The sequence below is a fragment of the Rothia sp. HMSC065C12 genome (assembly GCF_001812085.1).
GTDB classification, from domain to species: domain Bacteria; phylum Actinomycetota; class Actinomycetes; order Actinomycetales; family Micrococcaceae; genus Rothia; species Rothia mucilaginosa.
Genome location: NZ_KV807676.1, coordinates 97114 through 118801, shown reverse-complemented (window position 1 = coordinate 118801; position 21688 = coordinate 97114). Strand labels below are relative to the sequence as shown.

15 protein-coding genes and 1 pseudogene are annotated in these 21688 nt (G+C 60.7%); all 16 read left to right on the top strand.

Going from position 1 to position 21688, the window contains the following annotated elements:
* Window positions 1-4 precede the first annotated feature (4 nt).
* The 16 genes and pseudogenes from mraY (at window position 5) to nrdR (ending at window position 21624) form a co-directional block, all read left to right on the top strand.
* Window positions 5-1210: a phospho-N-acetylmuramoyl-pentapeptide-transferase gene (gene mraY, locus HMPREF2836_RS04065; RefSeq protein WP_049353001.1), complete on the top strand. Its 1206-nt coding sequence runs from the start codon at window positions 5-7 to the stop codon at window positions 1208-1210.
* Entirely contained in the window at window positions 1210-2796 is a 1587-nt protein-coding gene (gene murD / locus HMPREF2836_RS04060; protein ID WP_070629521.1) for a UDP-N-acetylmuramoyl-L-alanine--D-glutamate ligase, read from the top strand. Before mraY ends, murD begins: the two co-directional genes overlap by 1 nt.
* Before the next feature lie 148 nt (window positions 2797-2944).
* The gene (locus HMPREF2836_RS04055; RefSeq protein ID WP_070629520.1) at window positions 2945-5113 is read left to right on the top strand and encodes a peptidoglycan glycosyltransferase FtsW; all 2169 of its coding nucleotides are present in this window, start codon (window positions 2945-2947) and stop codon (window positions 5111-5113) included.
* 210 nt (window positions 5114-5323) lie between these two features.
* Complete coding sequence (gene murG / locus HMPREF2836_RS04050) at window positions 5324-6424, top strand: undecaprenyldiphospho-muramoylpentapeptide beta-N-acetylglucosaminyltransferase (RefSeq protein WP_070629519.1); 1101 nt, start codon at window positions 5324-5326, stop codon at window positions 6422-6424.
* A complete protein-coding gene (gene murC / locus HMPREF2836_RS04045; protein ID WP_070629518.1) occupies window positions 6424-7923 on the top strand; it encodes a UDP-N-acetylmuramate--L-alanine ligase in 1500 nt (499 codons plus the stop codon). Before murG ends, murC begins: the two co-directional genes overlap by 1 nt.
* A gap of 9 nt (window positions 7924-7932) precedes the next feature.
* On the top strand, window positions 7933-9603 hold the full coding sequence (locus HMPREF2836_RS04040; protein WP_246822816.1) for a cell division protein FtsQ/DivIB: 1671 nt from the start codon (window positions 7933-7935) through the stop codon (window positions 9601-9603).
* 196 nt (window positions 9604-9799) lie between these two features.
* The gene (ftsZ, locus tag HMPREF2836_RS04035; RefSeq protein ID WP_049354877.1) at window positions 9800-10984 is read left to right on the top strand and encodes a cell division protein FtsZ; all 1185 of its coding nucleotides are present in this window, start codon (window positions 9800-9802) and stop codon (window positions 10982-10984) included.
* A gap of 152 nt (window positions 10985-11136) precedes the next feature.
* Window positions 11137-11985 (top strand): purine nucleoside phosphorylase YfiH/LACC1 family protein, encoded by an 849-nt coding sequence (locus HMPREF2836_RS04030; protein ID WP_070629517.1) that lies wholly within the window; start codon window positions 11137-11139, stop codon window positions 11983-11985.
* 36 nt (window positions 11986-12021) lie between these two features.
* Window positions 12022-12855 carry a YggS family pyridoxal phosphate-dependent enzyme gene (locus HMPREF2836_RS04025; RefSeq protein WP_070629516.1) on the top strand — a complete coding sequence of 278 codons (834 nt, stop codon included), beginning with the start codon at window positions 12022-12024 and terminating at the stop codon, window positions 12853-12855.
* A gap of 776 nt (window positions 12856-13631) precedes the next feature.
* Window positions 13632-13943 (top strand): annotated as a pseudogene (locus tag HMPREF2836_RS09405) (cell division protein SepF); the annotation flags it as partial.
* 10 nt (window positions 13944-13953) lie between these two features.
* Window positions 13954-14253: a YggT family protein gene (locus HMPREF2836_RS04015; RefSeq protein ID WP_070629514.1), complete on the top strand. Its 300-nt coding sequence runs from the start codon at window positions 13954-13956 to the stop codon at window positions 14251-14253.
* A 461-nt stretch (window positions 14254-14714) separates the two neighbouring features.
* Window positions 14715-15254, top strand: a complete 540-nt coding sequence (locus tag HMPREF2836_RS04010) for a DivIVA domain-containing protein (RefSeq protein ID WP_049345219.1) — start codon at window positions 14715-14717, stop codon at window positions 15252-15254.
* Between the two features lie 306 nt (window positions 15255-15560).
* Complete coding sequence (gene lspA / locus HMPREF2836_RS04005; protein ID WP_070629513.1) at window positions 15561-16187, top strand: signal peptidase II; 627 nt, start codon at window positions 15561-15563, stop codon at window positions 16185-16187.
* A 122-nt stretch (window positions 16188-16309) separates the two neighbouring features.
* Window positions 16310-17296, top strand: a complete 987-nt coding sequence (locus HMPREF2836_RS04000; RefSeq protein ID WP_005506532.1) for an RluA family pseudouridine synthase — start codon at window positions 16310-16312, stop codon at window positions 17294-17296.
* A 144-nt stretch (window positions 17297-17440) separates the two neighbouring features.
* The gene (gene dnaE / locus HMPREF2836_RS03995) at window positions 17441-20983 is read left to right on the top strand and encodes a DNA polymerase III subunit alpha (protein ID WP_070629512.1); all 3543 of its coding nucleotides are present in this window, start codon (window positions 17441-17443) and stop codon (window positions 20981-20983) included.
* A 185-nt stretch (window positions 20984-21168) separates the two neighbouring features.
* Window positions 21169-21624, top strand: a complete 456-nt coding sequence (nrdR, locus tag HMPREF2836_RS03990; RefSeq protein ID WP_005506525.1) for a transcriptional regulator NrdR — start codon at window positions 21169-21171, stop codon at window positions 21622-21624.
* Window positions 21625-21688 lie beyond the last annotated feature (64 nt).

Below are 21688 nucleotides of genomic sequence, written 5' to 3'. Positions count from 1 at the left end.
CTTTATGATTACCGTGCTGATTGCTGGAATCTTCGGATTCCTCATCTCCCTCACCGCGCTGCCGGTGTTCATCAAGAAGATGTCGGCCCTCAACCTTGGCCAGCTCATCCGTGAGGAAGGCCCGGCAGCCCACCAGCACAAGGCGGGCACCCCCACCATGGCGGGTCTGATCTTCATCCCCGCGGCGATTCTCGCCTACTTCTTGACCCTGGCGGTGAGCGCACTGCTCTTCGGAACCGCGCCGGTACCGACCGCTACCGCGTGGCTGACCATCGCCTTCACCCTGGGCATGCTCGGTGTGGGCGCGGCGGACGACATCATGAAGTTCCGCAATAAGGGCAACGAGGGCCTGACCGAGAAGCAGAAGACCATTGGTCTTCTGGGCGTGACCCTGCCCTTTGCGTACCTGGCGTTCCAGTTCCCGAATGAGTCGGGTGCTCGTCCGGCGTCGACCGCCATCTCTTTCGTACGTGACCTGCCCATTGACCTGTTCGCGGCGGGCGCGGTCTTCGGTTCCATCCTGCTGGTTGGTTGGATTACCCTCATCTCCCTGTCCGGTACGAACGCGGTGAACTTCACCGATGGTCTGGACGGCCTGGCTGGCGGCATCATGATGACCATCTTCTCCGGCTACCTGACCATCAGCATCTGGCAGTACGTACACGCCTGCTCCGCTGGCGCTGGCACCGCCTGCTACGATGTGCGCGACCCCGGTTCACTGGCGCTGATTGCCGCATCCCTGGTGGGTTCGCTGGCTGGCTTCCTCTGGTGGAACGTGTCGAAGGCACAGATCTTCATGGGCGACTCCGGTTCCCTGGCGCTCGGTGGCGCAATGGTTGCTTTCGCGCTGTTCACCCGCACCGAGCTGCTTCTGCTGGTCATCGCTCTGATTCCCGTGCTGGAAGTGTTCTCTGTGATTGTGCAGAAGTTCGTGTTCAAGACCAGCCGTAAGCGTTCGGTCGCAGCGGGGGAGAAGCCCCTGCACGCGCACCGTTACTTCCGTATGACCCCCTTCCACCACCACATGGAGAAGGTCGGCGTCAACGGCAAATACTCAATTGATAAGCGAGGCATTGCCCCCGGTACCGTCAGCAGCGGCGAAGTGAACTCCGTGTTCCGCCTCTGGGTTGTTAACGCCCTCTGCGTGCTCGTTGCCCTGGCGCTGTTCTTCGGTGACTGGTTCTCGCAGACTTCTGGAGTGATTCACTAATGTCAACTAATGAACAGCCGGATACAGCTCGCATTGAAGCGAACGCCGCCGCTATTGCGGTGAACCCGGTGTATGAGAACGAGCGCCTCGCGGAGCTGACTCACTGGGGTGCGCCCTGGGCTAACCTGCGCGTGGTCGTGGTGGGCATGGGTACCAGCGGCGACGCTGTGACCGATGTGCTCGCCCAGCTGGGTGCGAAGATCGTTGTCATCGACGGGGCTGATACCCCGGAGAAGCGTGAACGCATCGACCTGTACGCTAACGCCTACGGCAACGTTGAGGGTCTGTTCGGTCCCGAGCACATGCGCGCACTGCCCCCGGTGGACGGTCAGGAACCCGAGCTTGTGGTGACCTCCCCGGGCGTGCGTCCCGACCACCCGGTCATGCTGGACGCGTATGAGCGTCGCATCCAGATTTGGGGCGATGTGGAGCTGGCGTGGCGCCTGAATGAGCGCAACGACCGCCCGACTCCCAAGTGGCTGTGCCTGACCGGTACGAACGGTAAGACCACCACCGTGGGCATGGTCGATTCCATCCTGAAGGCTGCCGGCAAGAAGGCTATTCAGGTAGGCAACGTGGGCATGCCCATCGTGTACGCCATTGCCGACGATGAGCCCTATGAGTTCTTCGCGGTGGAGCTGTCCAGCTTCCAGCTGCACTGGACCCATTCGATGTCCCCGTACGCTTCGGTGGTTCTGAACATTGCTGAGGACCACGTGGACTGGCACGGTTCGTTCGAGCGTTACAAGGCTGATAAGGCTCGCGTGTATGAGCACACTCAGGTTGCCTGCATCTTCAACACCGACCACGTGGACACCCTGCGCATGGTTGAGAACGCGGACGTTATTGAGGGCGCTCGTGCGATTGGCTTCAGCTCCACTGAGATGCCCGCCGTGTCGATGCTCGGCCTGGCTGAGGACATCATGGTGGACCGCGCCTTCTTGAAGAACCGTTACAACGAGGCGTATGAGCTGGTGGTTCTGGAGGATTTGGCTCCGGCTCCCGGTAAGATGCCTGCGAAGCACACCGTGGAGAACGCTTTGGCGGCTGCGGCTCTGTGCCGTGCGGCTGATATTGACCCGAAGGCTGTGGGCGCTGGCCTGCGTTCCTTCAAGACCGGTGCGCACCGCAACCAGCTGGTGGGTTACGCAAACGACATCATGTGGGTGAACGATTCGAAGGCTACGAATCCTCACGCCGCGAACGCGTCGATGAGCGGCTACCCCTCGCTGGTGTGGATTGCTGGCGGCCTGTCGAAGGGCGTTGAGTACGATGAGCTGATTGCTGCCCACGCGCAGCGTCTGAAGGCTGTGCTGATTATCGGTACCGATACTGCGGCGTTGAAGTCGGCATTGGCTAACCACGCTCCGCAGGTTCCGACCTACAATATGACCGCCGCTGTGGCTGATTCTTCGGACGGCATTGCCGTGATGAACGCGGCCGTTGCGAAGGCTGCTGAGCTGGCGCATCCGGGGGATACCGTGCTGATGGCTCCCGCGTCTGCGTCGATGGACCAGTTCAAGAATTATGCGGTGCGCGGTGATGCGTTTGCGAACGCTGTTGCCGCCCAGCTGGCTGACTCTTAGGAGGTTACCTGCAGGGGCGTCTCGGGTAACCGGGGTGCTTTCTGCGGGTTCTTCTCGGGGGTGGGATGGTAACGGTGTCCCACCCCTGAACCTTTTTCGTGTATTCGCCACGACGGATCCGTGGCAGTTGAGGCCTATAGGAGGGCATGTGAGTACCAGCGCATCTTCGGAGCGTTCGGCTTCTTCGGCGCGTTCGACTACGAGTGGTCGTTGGGCGTCTTTGCGAGCCGGTTGGGAGGATTTCTCTGCGCCGTTCCGTGCTCGTGCCGATAGGCTGTACCGTCGTGGTTTGAAGGCTGACCTGTGGGATGTGCCGGTGATGCTGCTGGTCACTACCTTGGGTCTGGCTATTTTTGGCTGCATTATGGTGCTGTCGGCCTCGAGCGTCACCATGATTTCTCAGGGTCAGTCGCCGTTCTCGCAGGTTTCGTCTCAGATCATGTTCTTGGTTCTTGGCGTGATTGCGATGGCGGGTATTACGCGCATCCCGGTGGGTGTCTACCACAAGAAGTTTGCGGTGAACGCGATGCTGATTGCCGCGTTGGTCATGCAGCTTGCTGTGGTGGTCGTTGGCGTTGAGGTGAACGGTAACCGTAACTGGTTGAAATTCCCCGGCGGCGTGCAGATTCAGCCGTCGGAGTTTTCGAAGCTGGCGATTATTATGTGGCTGGCATGGGTGTACAGCCGCCACGGCGATATTTCTCGCAGTATTTGGCGTACTCTGTTCCCCTCGATTTATGGTGTGGGTGCCCTGGTGCTGCTGATTATGCTCGGCGGTGATATGGGTACCGCCATGGTGTACGGCTTCATCTTTGTGGGCATGATGTGGCTGGCGGGCGCTTCTCGTAGCTCGCTGCTGAAGATTGGCGGCGCGTTTGCGGCGTTGGCGCTGGTGGGCGTTCTCAGTAGCGCGAACCGTGTGGCTCGTATTTTCGGTGTTTGGGGCTCGTGCACGAACGCTAACTGTGACCAGGCGAATTCTGGTGAGGTGGCGCTGACGACCGGCGGCTTCTTGGGTGTTGGCCTGGGCCAGTCGCGTCAGAAGTACAACTACTTGGCTGAGGCGCATAACGACTATATTTTCGCCATTATTGGTGAGGAGCTGGGCCTGCTGGGTACGCTGGCGGTTCTGCTGCTGTATGCGGGCCTGGTGTATTGTGCGGTGCGTATTATGCTGCGCACTACTGACCCGCTGGTGCGTTTGGCTACGGGCGGCATCATGATTTGGCTGACTTCTCAGGCGATTATCAATATGGGCATGGTGTCCCGTATTTTGCCGGTGATTGGTGTGCCTCTGCCGTTTGTCTCCTATGGTGGTTCGTCGCTGTTGTCTTCGTTGTTTGCGGCGGGTTTGTTGTTGGCGTTTGCGCGGCAGACTCCGTTGCGTGGCGCGACGGCACCGTCGAATATTGAGACTCAGAGCGTGCGTGAGGTTCGTCGTGCGAATGCTGATTGGCAGCGTCGTACGCCGTTGCAGATTGTGCTGAATCAGGAGGAGGCAGCTCGTGCGGCTGCCGGTGGCCACCTGATGAAGGAACATAATCCTTTGAAGGTTGTTTTCGGTCCGGAGAGTACGTTGCGCCGCTGGTTGGGTTTTGCGCCGGATCAGCAGCGTGAGTTGTCTCGTATAGCTCGTGAGCAGCGGAAGGAGCAGGAGCGCCAGGCTCGGGAGCAGGCTCGTCGCGAGGAGGAACAGGCTCGCCGGGAGGCGGCGCAGGCTCGAGAAGAGGCTCGTCGTGCTCGTGAGGAGGCACGTCTGGCTCGTGAGGAAGCTGCCCGTGTGAAGGCGGAGCAGAAGGCTGAAGCTCAGAAACAGAAGGCCTCGCAGAAACCTGCCCCGCAGAAGCCTGCACCGAAGAAGGCAGCTCCGCAGAAGGCTCCCGCTCAGCCTCGTACCGGTCAGCAGGCTCGTGTTGCCCAGAAGAGTACTGCCTCTGCTCGAGCGGCACAGGGTAAGCCTGCTCAGCCTCGTACTGCTCAGCCCCGTACCGCTCAGCAGCCTGCTGCTCAGCCTCGTACCGCTCAGCAGCCCGCCGCGCAGAAGCGAGTGCAGCAGCCTCGTGGCGCTCAGCCCCGTAGCGCACAGCACCGTCCGTCGGGTTCGCTACCTGCGGGTCTGCAGCCGTTGCATCCGGAGGACCGTCAGCGTCGTGCCCAGCGACTGGGTAATCCTCGACAGGGCGCTCAACGTCAGGCAGCGCCGCGACAGGGCACCCAGGCAAAGGGTACTCCGAAGAACAGCGCTCAGCAGGCGCAGCGTCCGGCTCAGGGCGCGGCTCGGAACTCGGCTCAGCGCGGCACCCGCAAGCAGGGCTAAACCCCGCGGAACCCGCTCCGCGAAGCCTGCATATCGGGGGCTGGCAATCGGGGAAGTGAGCTGCGGTTCGCACCTCTACCCGTGATGAATATGCGCTGAATAAGAGATAACGCCCTCGCCGTTGAGTCATAGCTCAATGGCGGGGGCGCTCTATTGAACAGGTGCGATAGCGTAAAATGATGCTGTACCGATGTGTTGGGAGAAAGACCTATGACGAAGAAGGCGCCCTCTATAGTCTTCGCCGGTGGTGGCACCGCCGGTCATATTAATCCGATGCTCGCGATTGCGCGTGCGGTTCGTGATCTTGAGCCGAACGCTAAGATTCTGATGCTGGGCACTGCGGACAAGATGGAAGCCGAGCTGGTTCCGGCAGCTGGTTTCGATATTGAGTTTATTCCTCGTGCGGCGTTCCCTCGTAGCATTAACCGTGACGCTTTGGCTTTCCCCGCTAAGTTCTTTGGTGGTCTGTCGAAGACCCGCCGCATCCTCAAGGAAGCAGATGCGGATGTGGTTGTTGGTGTGGGCGGCTACGTGTGCCCGCCGGCGTATCTGTCGGCGTTGAGCGCTAAGATTCCCGTGGTGATTCATGAGGCGAACGCGAAGCCCGGTTTGGCGAACCGCCTGGGTGGCACGTTTGCGAAGTTCACCGGTGTGGCGTTCCCTAATACTCCTTTCCCGCGCGCGACCCTGGTGGGTATGCCGATGAAGGATGAGATTGCCTACCTGAACCGTGAGGCGCACCGTTCGAAGGCTCGCCGTAACCTGGGCCTGAACCCGCAGAAGCCGACCGTGATTGTGACCGGCGGTTCGTTGGGTGCGTTGAGTCTGAATAATGCGGTGGCGGCGTGCCGTGACCACTTTGCGGAGTGGGACTTCCAGATTCTGCACATTACCGGTAAGGGTAAGGCTGTTCTGGATGAGAATGGTGAGCCGCTGAGTGCGCCGAATTACCGTCAGATTGAGTTCAGCAACGGCATGCAGGATGTGTATGCTGCCGCTGATCTTCTGCTGGTGCGTTCGGGTGCGGCGACCGTCAGTGAGGTTGCCGCTGTGGGTGTTCCCGCGATTTTTGTGCCGCTTCCTATTGGTAATGGTGAGCAGGCTCTGAATGCTCGTTCTCTGGTGGAGTCGTCTGCGGCTCTGCTGGTGAAGGATGCAGAGGTCACCGGTGAGTGGTTCGCCCGTGAGATTCCGGCTCTTATGGCGAATCCGGAGGAGCTGGAGCGCATGGGCGCTGCGGCGTATGAACTTGGTATCCGTGACGCGGCGAGCGTTATGGCTGAAGCAGTATTGAAGGCAGCTGAGAAGTAATGACTGAATTGATGAATCTTGAGATGGTGTTGCCTGCACCGCTGAACCCGCCGTTCCCTGAGCGTGCGAAGATGAGCGAGTTGGGCCGTGTGCACTTCATCGGTATTGGTGGCGCGGGTATGAGCGCTATTGCCGCTCTGATGCTGCAGGCTGGTGTGACGGTGAGCGGTTCTGACCGTGCGGAGTCGGCTACTATTGAGTCTTTGCGTGCTGCGGGTGCTCGTGTGGGTGTTCCTCAGCAGGCTGAGAACATTGTGGATGTTGATACCGTGGTGATTTCTACCGCGATTCGTGAGGATAACCCGGAGCTTGTTGCCGCTCGTGCGCAGGGTCTGCGTGTGCTGCATCGTTCTGAGGCTCTTGCCGCCGTGATGGGTGAGTCTCAGGTGGTTGCTGTTGCCGGTACTCACGGTAAGAGCACGACCAGCTCCATGATTTCTGTGATGTTTGATCAGCTGGGTGCTGACCCGTCGTTTGCGGTGGGTACTGTGATTGCTGGTCGCGGCACGAACGCGCACCTGGGTGCTCAGGGCCCGGAGTCGATTTTTGTGGCTGAGGCTGATGAGTCGGACGGCTCGTTTGTGCGTTACCGCCCGGCTATTGCTGTGGTGACGAATGTTGAGCCGGACCACCTGGATTTCTACGAGACGGATGAGCGTGTCTTTGAGGCGTTCAACCGTTTTGTGGGTTCGCTGGCACCTAACGGTGTTGTGGTGACCTGTGCTGATGATGCGGGCGCGGCTGATTTGGCTGCTCGTTCTCGTGCGGCGGGTGTGCCCGTGGTGACTTACGGTGAGTCGGCGGATGCTGACTTGCGTATTAGTGAGATTACCAGCGCTGGTTCTTCCTCGTCGTCGCACCTGTCCTGGTCGTTTGAATGCCGTGGCGTGCGTTATGAGGGTGAGCAGGATCTTGCGCTGAAGGTGCCGGGTATTCATAACCAGTTGAACGCTTCGGCTGCTTTTGCGTCGGCGTTGATTTCTGGTTACGAGGCTGCCGATATTGCTCGCGCTCTGGCTGAGTTTGTGGGTGCTGACCGCCGCTTCACCCTGCGTGGTGAGGTTGCGGGCGTGAAGGTCTTTGATGACTATGCGCACCACCCGACCGAGGTGTTCCGCGCTCTGGAGACCGGTCGTACCGTGGCTGATGGCCACAACCTGTACGTGATTTTCCAGCCGCATCTGTTCTCTCGTACTCGCGAGTTCGCGAAGGAGTTCGCTGAGGCTCTGTCGATGGCTGACCGTGCTCATGTGCTGGATATTTACCCGGCTCGTGAGCTGCCGATTGAGGGTGTGACTAGTGAGCTGATTACCGGTGCTGGTTTCTCTGAGGTTCGTTACGCTACCGCTGAGGACGCTATTGAGGATATTGTGACCTGCGCTCAGGCTGGCGATATTGTGATGACCGTTGGCGCTGGCGATGTGACCGCTTTGGGTGCGCGTCTGCTGGAGTCCCTGGAAATCCGTCACGGTGGCGAGTCGAAGAAGTCGGAGGCTTAGGCTGTGCCGATGAGTTCTGGTCTCTCTTCGGAGGGGCATTCCTCCTCGCGCGCGCCGAAGGCTCCGCGTTCGCGTGCTCGTTTGCGCGCCCAGCAGGTAGCTGAGAATGCGCAGGTTGAGGCTAAGAAATCTGAGTCTGTGCAGGCTGAATCTGCGCAGTCTCAGCTGACTCAGCCGCAGGCCACCCAGCCTCAGGTTGTGAAGAGCGCAGAAGCTACTGGGACTGCAAAGCCCTCGGAAGCTATGAAGTCTGTGGACGCCGTGAAGCCTGTCGAGGTTGCATCCTCGGAGGCTTCTGCTCAGCCTTCTGGTGCGCAGTCTGCCGCTAATCAGCCTTCCGCTACTCAGTCTTCGAGCTCCGTGCGACACATGCCGCGTAAGCCGGTGGTGCATAAGTCGCCCAGTCAGAACGGTGCTGATTCTTCGGCGTCCAAGAGCGCTGCGGCGGTTCATTCTTCAGCACAGTCTTTGAAGGATTCGGTGCGTTCTGCGCTGATGACCGGTCGTACCGTGTCTGAGGTTGAGCATGCGCCCGAGCTGTTTGATGTTGAGGCGTTTGAGGATTCTTCGTCGAAGACTTCATCCGCCAAGGGTGCATCTGCTCAGACTGCATCCTCGCAGTCGGTGAAGAGCGCAGAAAAGGAAGTAGCCGATCAGAAGGCTGCTCAGAAGAGTTCTGATAAGAAGTCTTCTGCCGATTCTGCTGAATCTCGCGAAGAGTCTGCCGCTCAGAAAGCTGAAGAAAGCGCCGATAAGGCGGGGGAGAAGGCTGTTGAAGAGCCTCGTCCCGCGAGCCGTTTTGGTCGTTGGCGTGCCGAGCGTGAGCAGCAGCGTGCAGCGGAGATTGAGAAGGAGCGCGAGCGTGCGAGCCGTCAGGCTCACCGTGAGCGTCTGCGTCAGGATCCGGGTCTGGACGGTCTGCGTGCTGAGGAGCGCCCCCGTAAGGAGCGTGCGCCTCTGACTCGTGCCCGTAAGCTGCTGTACACCGTCTCGGCACTGGCTATTATCGCGGTGCTGTATGTGGTGCTGGTCTTCTTCTCGCCCCTGTTGGCGACTCAGAAGATCACGGTGCGCGGCACGTCCCTGCTGGAAACCACCCAGGTGGAGCAGAAGCTTGAGCCTCTGCGCGGCGTTCCGCTCACTCGCATCGATGAGAAGAAGGTGCGTGAGCTGATCGGGCAGGATAATGTGATTCGTAGCGTGCAGGTGGAGAGCCGTCCGCCGCATGAGCTGGTGGTGACTCTGAAGGAGCGTACCGCGGTTGCGGTTGTGAAGCAGGGCGATACGTACCATACTGTTGATAGTGATGGTGTGAGCCTTCTGGAGTCGGCAACTCAGCCCGATACGTCGGTGCCGCTGGTTCGTTTCAGCGGTGATGACCCGCAGACTTCGGCTGAGTTCCGCACTATTTCTACCGCGCTTTCGGCGATGCCCTCTGAGCTTCTAGCTCAGGTTAAGGAAGCCGGCGCTACGTCAACCTCAAGTATCACTCTAACCTTGAGGGATAATACTACGGTGCAGTGGGGAACCGCTGAAGAGAGTGAGTTGAAGGCTAAGGTCCTGCTCTCCCTGCGCCAGGCTATTGCTAAGCGTGCCCAGGAGGAGACCTCCTCCGAGGCACAGACGCAGAAGGTGACCGTCTATGACGTGTCTGCCCCGCGCGTACCGGTGACCCGTTAGGGGAACCATTCAGGCGCTTTATCCTCCCTTTTTGTGTGAAATCCGCAAAAAGAGGGGGTAATTGCGCTGTGTGACTAGGAACCGACAAAAACAGTTTGGTATCCTAGCAGATAAAGTCATTCTTTAGAGGAAACCTTCAGGCTTAGATTAAGCTGCGGGTCTTCCGAAGCTGGAACACGGAACAATCGAGGAATACATGGACGCTGGAACTCCCCAGAACTACTTGGCAGTCATCAAGGTCGTTGGTATCGGCGGCGGTGGCGTCAACGCAGTCAACCGCATGATTGAGGTTGGTCTGCGCGGCGTTGAGTTCATTGCTATCAACACTGACGCTCAGGCTCTGCTGATGTCCGATGCAGACGTTAAGCTGGACGTTGGTCGTGAGCTGACCCGCGGTCTTGGCGCGGGCGCAAACCCCGAGGTTGGCCGTCAGGCAGCCGAGGATCACGCGCAGGAAATTGAGGAAGTCCTCAAGGGCGCAGACATGGTCTTTGTGACCGCAGGTGAGGGTGGTGGCACCGGTACCGGTGGCGCACCCGTCGTGGCACGTATTGCCCGCTCCCTCGGTGCTCTGACCATTGGTGTGGTGACCCGCCCCTTCACCTTCGAAGGCCGTCGCCGCTCCAACCAGGCTGAGACCGGTATCGCTGCTCTGCGCGATGAGGTTGATACCCTGATCGTTATTCCGAATGACCGACTGCTGTCGATTTCGGATCGTAACGTCTCCATGCTGGACGCATTCAAGTCCGCTGACCAGGTTCTGCTCTCCGGTGTGCAGGGCATTACCGACCTGATCACCACCCCCGGCCTGATCAACCTTGACTTCGCTGACGTTAAGTCCGTCATGCAGGGTGCAGGTTCGGCTCTGATGGGTATCGGCTCGGCATCCGGTGAGGACCGTGCCGTGAAGGCAGCTGAGCTGGCTATCGCTTCGCCGCTGCTGGAAGCATCCATCGACGGTGCACACGGCGTTCTGCTGTCCATTCAGGGTGGCTCCGACCTGGGTCTGTTCGAGATCAACGAGGCTGCACGCCTGGTTCAGGAAGTTGCTCACCCCGACGCAAACATCATCTTCGGTGCTGTTATTGACGACGCACTGGGCGATGAGGCTCGCGTGACCGTGATTGCTGCTGGCTTCGACGCAGTGAACCCGGAGACCAACTCCAACGCTTCTACCGCTGCTGCTACTCAGGCTCAGCGCACCCAGGCATCCTTCGGCGGTTCCACCGCTGCTCCGGCTGCTAACGGCTACGGCTACAACGCACCCGCTGCTGCTCCGGCTTCCACCGGCGCTGCTGGCTTCGACGTTGACCTTCCCCCGGTTGTGGAGGAAGCTCCGGCTCGCCGCGACACCCTGGATGTCCCTGACTTCCTGAAGTAGTCTGCCCGGCTGTGAACGCCACCTAGGCGTTGCACGGCTGAGAGTCTTATGAAGCTATAGGGGAGCTGAGAAACACGCACATTGTGCTGTTCTCGGCTCCCCTTTGCTATACCCGCCGTTATACCTGCTGACATCTGATGAAGGAATAGACGATGAGCGACGCTCCCAAAACTCCACTACTTGCCTCAGCCGATACCCGCACCCTGGGCTCTTGGCGTGTGCGGGTGGGTTTCACTTCCCGCGCGGCAGGCAACCTGGGTCTGCACGTGGACGATGAGCTCGGCGGCGGCATGGACGCCTCCCTGGTGCGCACCCTCAACCACCGTGCCGCCCTGGAGGAGGCGCTGGGCACCGAGCCGTTCTTCTACCTGAACCAGGTGCACGGCGTGCAGATTGCCTACCCGGAAGACTACGCGGTGGAATCCTACGCGCCCGGTGCACCCGAGGAGCGTACCGCTGAGCGTGCCCGCGCGGTGCTGGAGAACTCCCCGGTCGCCGATGCGGCGATTAGCAGTGAGGGCGTGCCCCTGGCGATTATGGTGGCGGACTGCATTCCCGTGGTGCTGGTGGGTGAGCGGGTCGCGAACTGGCAACCAATCCTGGCGGTGGCTCACGCTGGCCGCCGCGGCCTGCTCGACGGTGTGCTCCAGCAGACCGTGCAACGGATGCGTCAGCTTGGCGCGGAGAAAATTACCGCCTGGCTGGGTCCGAGCATCTGCGGTAGCTGCTACGAGGTGCCCGAGGCGATGCGCGCCAAATCCACCGAGCTGATTCCGCAGGTGCATTCGGTGACCAGTCAGCAGACCCCCGGACTGGACCTGCCCGCAGGCGCCCGCGCCGTGCTGGAAGAGGCAGGGGTGCAGGTGAGCATGGATTGCGCCCAGTGCACCTTTGAGGAGCCTGAGGTGTATTCGCATCGCGGGTTCACGAACCGCGGTGAGAAGCCGGGCCGCATCGCAGGTCTGGTGTGGATCGAGAAGGCGGCAGAGCCTGCCGCCTAGAGCTGCTAAAGATAGAAAGCCGCTGAAGGAGAGAAGATGTCTGAAATGAACGTAGAAGAGAACCTGCAGTACACTCCCGAACGCGCCGAGCAGCTGCTGCAGAACTACCGCCGCGTGCTTGAGCGTATCCGCACCGCGGAGCAGGACCACAGCGCCGTGCGTACCGAGGCGAGCACCCCGGTGCAGCTGGTGACGGTCACGAAGTTCTTCCCCGCCTCCGACGCGGCGGCGCTGCTGGATGGGGGAGTGACCCTCTTCGGTGAGAACCGCGACCAGGAGGCGAGCGCGAAGGCTCGTGAGCTCGCCGCATACTGCGCCCAGCGTGAGGTGCAGCCCCCGCACTGGGCGTTTATTGGCCAGCTGCAGACGAACAAGGCGAAGTCTGTGGTCAAGTACGCCTCCAGCGTGCATTCGGTGGACCGCCCCTCCCTGGCGGATGCGCTGGCGAAGGCGTACGCGAACCAACTGGCACGCTTCGAGGCGGGGGAGGCGCCCGCACCCGCGGCGGCGGAGCAGGGTGCGCTGACCTGCCTGGTGCAGGTGTCCCTGGCGGAGGTCGCGACCGCTGGCCACGCTGCCGAGGGCGCGCGCGGCGGTACGAGTGCATCCGAGCTGCTGGAGCTTGTGGAGCGCATTGAGAACCACGAGCACCTGCGTTGCGGTGGCGTGATGGCGGTGGCGCCGCTGGGCATGAACCCGGACGAGGCGTTCGAGAAGCTGTACGGCTTGGCGTCGCTGGTGCGTGAGCAGGTGCCGCACGCGACCGAGATTTCCGCCGGCATGAGCGGCGACCTGGAGGCGGCGGTGCGTTGGGGTTCAACCTGCGTGCGCGTGGGTAGCGACATCATGGGTAAGCGCCCGGCGCTCTAGGCCCTTTAGCCGTTAGTCTTTTCAGCTGATGGGTCTGCTGGCGGCGGCATAATCATCGGTGCCCTGACCACCCGCGCGGGGTGGGCGCTGGTAATATATACATGCCGGTGCATGACGTACCGTCACGCACACACCTTCTGACGAAGCACCACGGCAGACCCTGTACACCACAAGCAAAGAACAGCGAGAGAATCATGGCGAAGCAAAGCCGTCTGGCGGGTTTCCTCGGCCTGGAACGATACCAGGACGCCGAGGCGACGTCGGAAGAATCCCCGCAGGCTGTGCAGGCTGACACCCGCAAGGAGGCGAACGCCTCCGCAGGGCAGGCTGCTACAGCACAGAAGACCGATAGCGCCAACAGGCTCTCAGCACTGCCCGGCTCGGCACAGTACAGCGTCGCCGAGTCGCATGCCGGGTCTCAGGGCGAAACCTACCACCTGCAGGACGAACCCGCCTATACTGAACAGGAAGAGTACCTGCAGGCTGATAGCTACGATGACGGTACAGAAACCGAGTATCTGGACGCAGAAGAACCTGCCGACGGACGAGCAGCCGTAGATGCAGCGGCACACGCCACCGCTCATACACCTGAAACCACAGCTGATCTGGCGGAAACCGAACAGACTTGGGACGACGCCAGCGCAGACAATTGGGAGGACACCCCGGTGCCGAATACCGAATACACCGAGCAGTACGCCGATACGTACTCCAACGACGGCTACTACGAACAGGGCTACGAGCCCGAAGAAACCAACGGATACACCTACGGTTACGAGGAAGAAGAGGACGAATTGCGTCGTATCACCACTATCCACCCCCGCTCCTACAATGACGCAAAGATCATTGGTGAGGCATTCCGCGAGAACATCCCCGTGATTATGAACGTGGAAGAAATGCCTGACGCAGACGCAAAGCGCCTGGTGGACTTCGCATCCGGTCTGGCATTCGCACTGGAGGGCCGCATTGAGCGCGTCACCGCTAAGGTGTTCCTGCTGACCCCCTCCAACCTGGAGGTTCTGGGCGTGGCTAACTCCGAGGTTCCCGCCGGCTTTGAGACCGACGGCGAATTCCCCTTCGACCAGGGCTAAGGACTGATAGATGGGTTATATTTTCGCCCTCATTACGATTATTCTGTACGTTCTCTACGTCTCCATGCTGCTGCGCATGCTCTTTGACTGGGTACGCATGTTCGCTCCGGAGTGGCGCCCCAAGGGCATTGTGTTGCTCTTCGCCAGTGGCGTGTACGCGGTGACGGACTGGCCGATGAACCTGTTGCGTCGTCTGATTCCGCCGGTGCGTGTGGGTAACGTTGCGTTGGATACCGGTTTTCTGATTCTGATTGTTCTGCTGTCTTTCCTGCTGAACATCATGATGACGATTACCGCGAAGCTGTCCTAACGTAGCCCCTCCATCGGAGAGATACGAGAACTAGGCATGAGAGCCCCGCTTGCGCTTGGCATCCTGACATGGGATGACGTGCTGGCGGGGTTTTCTGTACCCAATTTCTGGGCCGAGAAGAACCTCCCGCGAGGGGGGAGAGACGAATACAGCCGGCGTCGAATCATGCGAAATGCACCCGCGAGCAGATATCGAGCTTGATTACGGCGGGGATAGGGATAAACGCAGCGCGTGGTGAATCCCACCCTTGCGCCGAGCGAATATTTTACGATTCAACCGACGTATAACCGGGCACAGAAACCAAAGAATAGTAGAATTGGTGCCAACGACTGCATCGCGGCATAACCATGCCCTGAATCATCGGGACCCTAAAATATTGGGGCCACGCCCTATCTGGCTGGTGAATCCGCGGCACTCAACATCACCACCAAACCCCGTAGGGATACCCAGAGGAGAAGCCCATGGCAATCACCCCCGAAGACCTGATCACTAAGAGCTTCAAGATCGTCACCGAAGAGTCCGGTTACGACCGCAACGAGGTCGACGACTTCCTGGACGAGCTCGTTGTCGAACTGCGCGCACTCTACTCCGAGCGTGACGCTCTGGAGCGTCAGGTTGAGCAGCTCTCTGCAAACGCACCCGATTCCCCCGCAGCGGCTGTAGCACCCGCACAGTCCTCGGCGGCATCGGCTGCACCTCAGGATGCGGCGGCGCTGCTCGCCATGGCACAGAAGGTTCACGACGACTACGTGGCACAGGGCGAGAAGGCTAAGGCTGAACTGCTCGAAGAGGCAGAGAGGAAGGCAGACGCTATGGTGAGCGAAGCTCAGCAGCAGCGCGAAGAGGTTCTCTCTCGCCTCACCGACGAGAAGGAAGAGCTGGAGATCGCTGTTGAGGCTCTGCGCGGCTTCGAGAGCCGCTACCGCTCCAAGCTGCTGCAGCACCTGGACGCACAGGTTCAGGAGCTGAAGAACCTCAAGTCCATCGAGGCTTCCGCATAAATCAGCGTGCCTAAATAAGCTAACGACGCTGCTAAGCTAACGACGCTTTGAGGCGTATGCCGCCCGGATTCTTTCTCTTCCACCGCTATTCACCGGGGAAGATCGAGAGAACCGGGCGGTATTCTCATGCCCGCCCGGCACGGCCTAAGAACCCAGCATGCAAAGCGAGGGAGAGCACCCGCCACATCACCACCGAATACTCGATGCGCTACCCCGATTTGCTAAGCTAGAGGGGCACTATCGAACGCGAGCGCGCCCTGCCTCCGTACCGTAGGGGCACCAACCGGCACAGACTAGAGGAGAGCTATGACCAATACCCCCAAGACTGCTGAATCCTCAGTCGCACAGGCTAGCGATAACGCCGCTGAAAACACCACCGAAGAAGCTACTGGACACCGCGTGCGCATCCTCTCGGCTCGCTCCGTGGGAATCCTCGCGCTCGTGCTCGCCGCCGTCGTGTTCGCAATCGATCAGGGCACCAAATACCTGGTCGTCACCCAGATGCAGTTGGGGGAGCGCATCACCGTCATTGACGGGCTGCTGTGGTGGTACTCGATTCGTAACTCCGGCGCCGCATTCAGCATGGGTGAGAATGTCACCTGGGTCTTCACCCTCGTCATGGTCGCCGCCGCAGCCGTGGTGCTCTACCTGCTGCGCCGCACCCGCGCCCTGTCCTGGACCCTCGCGCTGGGCGGTCTGCTCGGCGGTATCTGCGGCAACCTTTTCGACCGTCTCTTCCGTGAGCCCGGCTTCGGCTCCGGTCACGTGGTTGATTTTATTTCCGTGCCGAACTTCGCGATTTTCAATATTGCAGACTCTGCAATCTGCGTGTGCATGGCGTTCATCGTTCTGCTGAACTTCAAGGGCCTGAACCTCAACGGAACCCGTGTGCAGGCTGACGACAAGAATGCGGCAGAGAAGAGCGCCAAGTAGCTCCCCGTTCCGGCATACGCGCCGACGGTTACGTTGCCGACACACGTGCCTACTAAGACGTTCTCACACAGACGACCCCTCACACAGACAACCTAAGCAAACACCACCCGAAGGAGAGCCGCATGAGCGAAACCACCAACGCCGCCGAAGATACGGCACGCATCCGCGCCGAATTCACCGTTGAAGGCGCGCTCGCCGGTATGCGTCTGGACGCCGCGCTCGCCGGTGCCCTCGACGCGCCGCGCACCCGCACCTCCGGGTGGATTCGTGACGGCCACGTGACCGTGACCAACAACGGCAAGACCGTGAAGATTGGCAAGTCCTACAAGCTTTCCGCAGGCGATGAGGTCGTCGTCGATGCACCCGCACCGCGCGATCTGGCGGACATCCGCCCCGAGAAGGTGGACGGCTTCCGCATCGTGCACCTGGACGAGGACATCGTTGTGGTGGACAAGCCCGCGGGCGTGGCGGCACACCCCTCACCCGGCTGGCACGGTCCCACCGTCATCTCCGCGCTCATGGGCGAGGGCATTTCGGTTGCCACCTCCGGCGCGGCAGAGCGCCAGGGCATTGTGCACCGCCTGGACGTGGGCACCAGCGGCTTGATGGTCGTAGCCCGCAGCGAACGCGCCTACACCGAACTCAAGCGAGCCTTCAAGGAACGCACCGTGGACAAGGTCTACCACACCCTCGTGCAGGGCCTGCCCGACCCGCTACGCGGCACCATTGACGCACCCATCGGCCGCCACCCCGGCAACGAATGGAAGTTCGCCGTGGTTGAAGACGGACGCAACTCCATCACCCACTACGATGTGCTCGAAGCCTTCGGCCCCGCATCCCTGGTGGAGGTGCACCTGGAAACCGGGCGCACCCACCAGATTCGTGTGCACTTCTCCGCGCTGCGCCACCCCTGCTGCGGCGACCTGACCTACGGCGCCGACCCGCGCTTTAGCGCCGAACTGGGTCTGACCCGCCAGTGGCTGCACGCGCACCGCCTGGGCTTCGACCACCCCGGCACCGGCGAGCGCGTGACCTTCACCAGCGAGTACCCGCTCGACCTGTCCTACGCGCTGACCGCTCTGCGCGAGGGTAAGGTTCAGCTCGGCTAAACAGCTCAGCTTGGCTAGACAGCTCAGCTTGGCTAGACAGCTCAGCTCGGCTAGACAGCTCGGCAACTATAGCCGCCCGCGGGCCGTCGCACACAGCTTCACATTCACCGCCCATCCTCCAGCCCACACCTCCAGGAGATTCCCGTGGCAACCAAAGAATTTACGCACCTGCATGTGCACACCGAGTACTCCATGCTCGACGGTGCCGCGCGCCTGGGTGACCTGTTCACCCACGCTAAAGAACTCGGCATGAAGTCCATGGCGACCAGTGACCACGGCTTCCTCTTTGGTGCCTTCGACTTCTGGCGCCAGGCTAAAGCGCACGACATCAAGCCCATCATTGGTGTGGAGGCGTACCTGACCCCCGGCACGCACCGCACCGACCGTTCGCGTGTGCGCTGGGGCGACGGCTCCCGCGACGACGTCTCCGGTGGTGGCGCCTACACCCACATGACCATGTGGGCTGAAACCACTGAGGGCATGCACAACCTGTTCCGTGCCTCCTCGATTGCGTCGCTGGAAGGTCAGCTGTACAAGCCGCGCATGGATCGCGAGGTGCTGCAGACCTACTCGAAGGGCCTGATTGCGACCACCGGCTGCCCCTCCGGTGAGGTTCAGACGCGCCTGCGCCTGGGTCAGTTTGACGAGGCGGTCCAGGCGGCGAGCGAATTCCGCGATATTTTCGGTAAGGATAACTTCTACTGCGAGGTCATGGACCACGGCCTGGACATTGAACGCAACGTCCAGGAGGACCTGCACCGCCTCGCCAAGAAGCTGAACCTGCCCTTCGTCGCCACCAACGACCTGCACTACACCCGCCAGGAAGACCACACCGCCCACGCGGCGCTGCTGTGCGTGCAGTCCGGCTCGACCCTCACCGACCCCAAGCGCTTCAAGTTCGACGCGGATAACTTCTACCTGCGCTCGGCTGAAGAAATGTACGCCCTGTTCGGCGACATTCCCGGCGCGTGCGAGAACACCCTCGAAATCGCTGAACGCTGCAACGTGGAGTTCAACACCAAGGCGAACTACATGCCGAACTTCCCCGTGCCCGAGGGCGAAAACGAGGAATCCTGGTTCGTGAAGGAGGTCGAGAAGGGCCTACACTACCGCTTCCCACAGGGCGTTCCCGACAATGTGCGCAAGCAGGCAGAGTACGAGGTGGGGGTTATTACCTCCATGGGCTTCCCCGGCTACTTCCTCGTGGTCGCCGACTTTATCAACTGGGCTAAGCGCAACGGTATTCGCGTGGGCCCCGGCCGTGGCTCCGGTGCAGGCTCCATGGTCGCGTACGCGATGCGTATTACCGACCTGAACCCGCTCGACCACGACCTGATCTTCGAGCGATTCCTCAACCCCGACCGCGTCTCCATGCCCGACTTCGATGTGGACTTTGACGATCGTCGCCGCGGCGAAGTCATCGACTACGTGACCGAAAAGTACGGTGAAGAGAAGGTCGCGCAGATCGTCACCTTCGGCACCATTAAGGCGAAGCAGGCGCTCAAGGATGCCTCCCGCGTGATGGATCAGCCGTACTCGGTCGGCGAGCGCCTCACCAAGGCGATGCCGCCGGACGTCATGGGTAAGAACATCGCCCTGGCGAACGTGTACAACGAAGAGGATAAGCGTTACGCCGAGGCGGCAGATTTGCGCGCCCTCATCGAGGACCCGGTCGATAAGATCTACGGCCAGGTGTTCGAAACCGCGAAGGGCCTGGAGGGTCTGAAGCGTCAGTGGGGCGTGCACGCTGCAGGCGTGATTATGTCCAGCAAGGACCTCGTGGACGTGATCCCCGTGATGCGCCGCGAGGCCGACGGCCAGGTCATCACCCAGTTCGATTACCCCACCTGTGAGGGCCTGGGCCTGATCAAGATGGACTTCTTGGGTCTGCGTAACCTCACCATCATCTCTGATGCGGTGGAGAACATTAAGGCTAACCGAGGCATCGACCTGGACCTTGAATCCCTCTCGCTGGACGATCCGGAATCGTACCGTCTGCTGGCGCGCGGTGACACCCTCGGCGTGTTCCAGCTCGATGGCGGCCCGATGCGCTCGCTGCTCAAGCTCATGGAGCCTGAGGAATTCGAACACATTTCGGCAGTGTTGGCGCTGTACCGTCCGGGCCCGATGGGCGCGAACTCGCACACCAACTACGCTCTGCGTAAGAACGGTAAGCAGGAGATTGAGCCGATTCACCCCGAGCTGGAAGAGCCGCTGAAGGATATTCTGGACACCACCTACGGCCTGATTGTGTATCAGGAGCAGGTTATGGCGATTGCTCAGAAGGTCGCGAACTACACTCTGGGTGAGGCAGACTTGCTGCGCCGTGCGATGGGTAAGAAGAAGAAGGCGGAGCTGGATAAGCAGTACGCTACCTTCCACGACGGCATGATTTCTAACGGCTACTCTGAGGGCGCTATTAAGGCGCTCTGGGATATTCTGCTGCCGTTCTCTGACTACGCGTTCAACAAGGCGCACACGGCTGCGTACGGTCTGGTGTCGTACTGGACGGCGTACCTGAAGGCGCATTACCCGCAGGAGTACATGGCTGCACTGCTGACCAGCGTGGGCGATAACAAGGACAAGCTCGCGCTGTACCTGAATGAATGTCGCGCCATGGGCATTACCGTGCTCGCGCCGGATGTGAACGAGTCCACCCTGACCTTCGCCCCTGTCGGTGACGATATCCGCTTCGGTATGGGCGCGATCCGTAACGTGGGCGCGAACGTGGTCGAAGGCATGATTGCCGCCCGCGAGGAGAAGGGCCGCTACGAGTCCTTCAACGACTTCCTGAAGAAGGTGCCGCTGCAGGTGTGCAATAAGCGCACCATCGAGTCGCTCATTAAGGCGGGCGCTTTCGACGACCTGGGCCACACCCGCCGTTCGCTGTCCCTCATTCACGAGGCGGCAGTGGACGCGGCCGTGGCGGTCAAACGTAAGGAAGCGGCGGGTCAGTTCGACCTCTTCGGCTCCCTCGGAATGGATGACGCCCTGGGTGATGAGCTGACCGTGACCATCCCCGACGTGCCCGAGTGGGACCGCCGTGAGAAGCTGAACTTTGAGCGTGACATGCTGGGCCTGTACGTTTCGGACCACCCGCTGCGCGGACTGGAGCGTGCGCTCTCGGATGCCGCAAGCCATTCGGTACACGACATCATTGGTGAAGACTCGCACGTGCGCGACGGCGAAACCGTCACCATTGCGGGCATGCTCACCGGCGTTTCGCGCCGTATCGCCAAGTCCAGCGGTAACCAGTACGCCTCCGTGGAGCTGGAAGACCCCTCGGGCGCAACCATTACGGTCATGTTCTTCTCCCGCGCCTACGAGACGATGGGCGCCGCTCTGGCGGACGACCTCATCTGCTCGATTCGTGGCCGCGTGCAGCGCCGCGACGACGGTAGTGTGAACATGAGCGCGCAGGAACTGCAGATCCTGGAAATCAGCGATGACGGCCGCGCCGCACCCATCACTATCGTGGTACCCGAGTACCTGGTGACCGAGGCGAACCTGAAGGATCTGAAGGAGACCCTGCGCGACCACAAGGGCACCGCGGATGTGCGCATGCTCGTGCGTACCCGCGATAAGGAGCAGCTGGTGCTTCTGGATGCGAGCGTGCGCGTGGAACCGAACCCGAGCCTCTTCGGTGAAATCAAGACGATTTTCGGTCCGAGCTGCATTCGACGCTAACAACGCACGCTAATAACACGCCCCTATGAGGGGAATGACAGGGTGGATTCTGCATAGCAGAGTCCACCCTGAGCGTATATTCACTCACAACATACGGTGTATCCGCTCTATATCACGGTAGAATAGGTATAAATATTCTTGAGCGCTGTATACGCGGGCGCTAGCGCCCAGCCAAGGAGAAACGAATGTACTGCCCCTATTGCAAGCACACCGACTCGCGCGTGGTGGATTCCCGCACCACCGATGACGGCGCCGCAATTCGCCGCCGCCGCCAGTGCACCTCCTGCGCTCGCCGCTTCACGACCGTTGAAACCACCACCATTTCGGTGATTAAGCGTTCCGGCGTGACCGAGCCCTTCGACCGTTCGAAGATTGCCGCCGGCGTGCGTAAGGCATGCCAGGGCCGCCCCGTGGGTGAGGACGATTTGGCGAAGCTCGCCCAGGAGGTTGAGGAGCTGATTCGTGCTCGCGGTCTGGCGGAGATTAACGCGCACGAGGTGGGTCTGACCATCCTGGAGCCGCTGTCGAAGCTGGACGCGGTCGCCTACCTGCGTTTTGCGAGCGTGTACCAGGCGTTTGAGAACCTTGAAGACTTTGAGGAGGCGATTGCGCGTCTGCGTGAGGACCGCATCGCCCAGTAACTAGCTAGCCCAGTAACTGGCCAGCCCAGTAGCTAATGAGCTCAGCCGCCGCTACATGAGCGGC